The sequence below is a fragment of the Stenotrophomonas geniculata ATCC 19374 = JCM 13324 genome (genome assembly GCF_001431625.1).
Taxonomy (GTDB): domain Bacteria; phylum Pseudomonadota; class Gammaproteobacteria; order Xanthomonadales; family Xanthomonadaceae; genus Stenotrophomonas; species Stenotrophomonas geniculata.
In genome coordinates this window covers 1-4,636 of sequence record NZ_LLXT01000041.1, presented here as the reverse complement: position 1 = coordinate 4,636, position 4,636 = coordinate 1, and the positions used below count along the sequence as shown (strand labels likewise).

General features: G+C 66.6%; 3 protein-coding genes. All 3 read left to right on the top strand.

What is annotated here, in order from left to right; all coding sequences use genetic code 11:
- Window positions 1-27 precede the first annotated feature (27 nt).
- The 3 genes from ARC63_RS02490 (at window position 28) to ARC63_RS02480 (ending at window position 4,283) form a co-directional block, all read left to right on the top strand.
- Window positions 28-1,758, top strand: a complete 1,731-nt coding sequence (locus ARC63_RS02490; protein ID WP_425513156.1) for an ArnT family glycosyltransferase — start codon at window positions 28-30, stop codon at window positions 1,756-1,758.
- Between the two features lie 111 nt (window positions 1,759-1,869).
- On the top strand, window positions 1,870-2,637 hold the full coding sequence (locus tag ARC63_RS02485) for a phosphatase PAP2 family protein (protein ID WP_057502439.1): 768 nt from the start codon (window positions 1,870-1,872) through the stop codon (window positions 2,635-2,637).
- Window positions 2,634-4,283 carry a phosphoethanolamine transferase gene (locus tag ARC63_RS02480; protein WP_057502438.1) on the top strand — a complete coding sequence of 550 codons (1,650 nt, stop codon included), beginning with the start codon at window positions 2,634-2,636 and terminating at the stop codon, window positions 4,281-4,283. Before ARC63_RS02485 ends, ARC63_RS02480 begins: the two co-directional genes overlap by 4 nt.
- The last annotated feature ends 353 nt before the right edge of the window (window positions 4,284-4,636 follow it).

Genomic DNA, 4,636 nt, shown 5'->3' with positions numbered 1-4,636 from the left:
CGCTTTTCCCACCCCCGCCACCTCAGAATGGCCGTTTTGCTCCCGGAGCCTGCCGTGCCCGTAGCCCTGCCCCGCCGTTGGCGCCTGCCCCTGTTGTGGCTGCTGATCATTGCTGCATTGGCAGCGGGCATCGGCCTTCGGCAGCCGCAGCCGCCGGACGAGCCGCGCTTCGTGCTGGCCGCGCGGACCATGGTCGAGAGCGGGCAATGGCTGCTGCCGCATCGTGGCAGCGAGCTGTATGCCGAGAAACCACCGGTGTTCATGTGGCTGCAGGCGGCCGCTTACGAGGTGGTCGGCAGCTGGCAGTGGTCGTTCCTGCTGCCGTCATTGCTGGGCGCCCTGCTGAGCCTGTGGCTGGTGTCGGATCTGGCACGGCGGCTGTGGTCGCCGCGGCATTCCATCTATGCCCTCGCGGCGCTGTTCTGCACCCTGCAGTTCGGGCTGATGGCCAAGCGTGCGCAGATCGACATGGTGCTGGTGGGGATGACCACCGTCGCCGTGTGGGGCTTGATGCGGCACCTGTGCGAACGTCGTAACCTGCCCGCGCTGTGGCTGGCCGGTTTCGCCGCAGGCGTCGGCACGGTGACCAAGGGCGTGGGTTTCCTGCCGTTGCTGATGGTGCTGCCCTGGTTCGGCTGGTGGCTGTACCAGCGCCGTCGCGGGTACCGCGTGGAGGGTCCGCACCCGGCAACGCTGCTGTGGCTGATCCCGGCGTTCCTGCTGGGCGTGGGCGTGTGGCTGGCGCCGCTGGGCTGGGCCCTGCTGCACACGCCCAGCGCCGAACTGCAGGCCTACGCGCATGAGCTGCTGTTCAAGCAGACCGGTACCCGTTACGCCAATGCCTGGCACCACCGGCAGCCGGCCTGGTACTACCTGCAGGTGATCCTGACCCTATGGCTGCCGGGCAGCCTGCTGCTGCCGATGCTGTTCAAGCCCTGGTCGCGCCGTATCCGCCGTGGCGACCGTCGCCAATGGCTGCTGCTGGGCTGGGCGGTGCTGGTACTGGTGTTCTTCAGTGCCAGCCCGGGCAAGCGCGAGGTGTACCTGCTGCCGATGCTGCCGGCCATGGCCTTGGCCGTGGCGCCATTGCTGCCCGGCCTGCTGCGCCGCCTGTGCGTGCGCCGCTACCTGTTCGGCTACAGCGTGGTGCTGATGCTGGCCACCGGCGTGCTCGGCGTGATGCTGATGACCGAGCACCCGTGGGCGTTGGCGCAACTGGAACGCCGCGCCATGCCAGATACGCTGCTGCCGGTGCTGGGCGATGGCCTGCTGACCTTCGCCATTGCCCTGGCCACGCTGATCGTGTGGCTGCGGGTACGTCGTGCCGCGACGCTGGTGCTGCTGACCCACGGCATGCTGTGGATGCTCTACGGCCTGGTACTGATCCCGGCGCTGGACCCGTACGCATCGGCGTCGGCGCTGATGCGCCGGGTCGGCGCGCGGATCGGTCCCGACGCCGAACTGGCGCTGGTGGCCTGGCGCGAACAGAACCTGCTGCAGGCCGACCGGCCGGTGCGCGAGTTCGGCTTCAAGCGGCCCTGGGCCGAGCAGTGGCACGACGCCGGCCCGTGGCTGGCCGAGGCGCCGGACAAGCGCTGGCTGCTGGTACTGGATGATGCGATGAGCCCGTGCGTGGACCCGAGCAAGGTGATCGATATCGGTGTTGCCAACAGGAACCGTTGGCAACTGCTTCCCGGTACCGCATGGAACCCGCAATGCCACGCCGAGCGGGCCGGGTCGACCGCCGAAGAAGACTGAACGTCGGCACGTGCTGGGCAAGCATTAACCCGGCACGAACGAGCGTCCGACCCTTCTCCGACATCCAGGTGACGAGCATGACCGCGGATTCCCGACCCGCCCTTTCCCAGCATGCCCGTCCGTCCCCTTGATGCGGTAGCGCCGCTTGCGACATCGCCACTGGCGTCACGATTTGCCGTAACTCACCTCTGGCTGCCTGTCGCAATCGGTCTGCCCTTGTTTACGCTGCTGATGGGGTTCGGCGGCGACCAATGGGTGGCCGATCACCTGTTCCGCCTTGAGGGGGGCCACTGGGCGCTTCAGGACGCCTGGGTCACCCGCACGCTTGTGCACAAGGCTGGCAAGTGGCTGAGCACGGCTGCTGCCCTCGTGGCGATCCTGCTGTGCTTCCACCACTGGCGGAAGGGTCGCGATCGCACCCTGCGGTGGGCGCTGCTTTATGTCGTAATTGCCATGGCTCTGGGCACGGGTGTGATCTCCCTGCTGAAGTCGCTGGTGCCGATGGAATGCCCCTGGGATCTGCTGCGCTACGGCGGCCACCAGCCTTTCATCGGGCTTTTCACGGCGCGCCCCGCGGGCATGGCCGCGCAGGCCTGCTTCCCGGCGGGCCACGCCAGCGCGGGTTATGCATGGTTGTCCCTGTACTTTTTTGCCTCGCTGTGGCGCCCTTCATGGCGCTGGGCCGGGTTGTGGATCGGCCTTGCCACCGGCTTGGTGTTCGGCATCAGCCAGCAGCTGCGGGGTGCGCATTTCCTTTCGCATGACGTTGCTACTGCTTTGATCTGCTGGCTGCTTTCGCTGGGCCTGTATCTGATCGTCAAACGCGTCCTGGCACGTCGTCAGCTGGACCGTCCCCACCGCCAGGAGGCAAACGCATGAGTGCATCGGTCCAACGCCCCGCCCGCCTTCCCGCGTTGGCGAACCTTCGCCGTTGGCGGCCGCAGCTGTCCACCGAAGCACTGATCGCACTGACCAGCCTGTTCTTCGCGGTGGCCGGCAACGGCCTGTTCTGGCACAGCGCGATGGCCAGCCATCCGGGCAGCCTGCGCTACGCGCTGTCGCTGCTGCTGTTGCTGCTGGGTGCGCACGGCGTGCTGCTGGGGATCCTGGTCTGGCGCTGGAACGCCAGGGTGGTGATCAGCCTGTTGCTGCTGGTGACCGCATTCGCCGCGCACTACATGAGCCGTTACCACATCTACCTGGATGCGGACATGTTGCGCAACGTGCTGGCGACCGATCCCAAGGAAAGCCGCGAGCTGATGACCGTGTCGCTGGTGTGGCCGGTGCTGTTGCTGGCGGTGTTGCCGATGATCGTGCTGTGGCGCGTGCAGCTGCGCCGCCGCAGCTGGGGTCGCAGCCTGCGCTGGCGCGTCGGCTTCCTGGTGGTGGCGGCAGTGACCGCGGTAGGCGGCGCATTGATCTCGTTCCAGGATATCTCGGCACTGATGCGCAACCAGCGCGAAGTGCGTTACCTCGCCACCCCGGCCAACGTGCTGCTGGGCATGCCGCGCGCACTGCGTGGCGACAACCCGGTGCAGCGCGCGCCGAAGCTGCCGATCGGTACCGATGCCAAGGCCACCCCGCGTGCACCTGCCAGCAAGCCGCGCCTGCTGGTGATCGTCATGGGCGAAACCGTGCGCGCACAGAACTGGGGCCTCAACGGTGGCCGCAACACCACCCCGGAACTGGCCCAGGCCAGTGTGGTCAATTTCCCGGATATGCATTCGTGCGGCACCAGCACCGAGGTTTCGCTGCCGTGCCTGTTCTCGCCATGGGGCCGTCACGACTACGACGAGAAGAAGATCCGTGCACACCAGTCGCTGCTGCACGTATTGAACCGTGCCGGCATCGCACCGTTGTGGCGTGACAACCAGTCCGGATGCAAGGGCGTGTGCGAAGGCCTGGAGTTCCAGTCGCTGTCCGATGCGACCACCCCGGGCCTGTGCGCCGACGGCCGCTGCATGGACGAGATCCTGCTGCAGGACATGGCCACCCAGGTGCGTGCCAAGCCCGGCGACCGCGTGGTGGTGCTGCACCAGCTGGGCAACCATGGCCCGGCCTATTTCGAGCGCTATCCGGCCGCCTTCGCCCGCTTCAAGCCAACCTGCGATACCCGTGACATCGGCCGCTGCTCGCGCGAAGAGATCACCAACAGCTACGACAACGCCGTGCTGTACACCGATCACTTCCTGAGCAAGACCATCGGCACGCTGCAGGGCATGCAGGACTACGACACGGCGATGATCTACCTGTCCGACCACGGCGAGTCGCTGGGCGAGAAGGGCCTGTTCCTGCACGGCGTGCCTTACGCCATCGCCCCGGCCGAGCAGACCCGGGTGCCGATGACGATGTGGTTCTCGCCGGGCTTCGCCAGCAGCCGCGGGCTGGACCTGCAATGCGTGCGCAGGCGTTCGGCGGCCTATACCGACCACGACAACCTGTTCCCGTCGGTGCTGGGCCTGATGCAGGTGAAGACGGCGCTGTACGAGCGCGATCGCGACGTGTTCGCCAACTGCGAAGGTTGAGGGTGGTTTGGCAGGGCTTGCAGCCCTGCACCTGCAGAGGCAACGTCAACCGCAACGGCTGAAGCAACAGCAGAAGCGGGTTTCCTGAGGGTTGGCGGGGTGGGTCCGGTGGCGGGAGACGCCGTAAACCCGTCCATGGGGGCTTGGTCGCCGCATCCATGCGGCTCACACCCCGCAAACCCACAGTGCCCCGCCTTCGACAGTTGGCTGGTGGCCAGTAGATCCACGCCATGGGTGGATGAAATCTGTCAGATATCGAATTGAATCCGAGGTCAGATCCGTTTTCCGCAGGAAAACGGATCTGACCCCAAGAGCAATTCCGACAGTTCGCAGGAAACTGTCGAAGGCGGGGG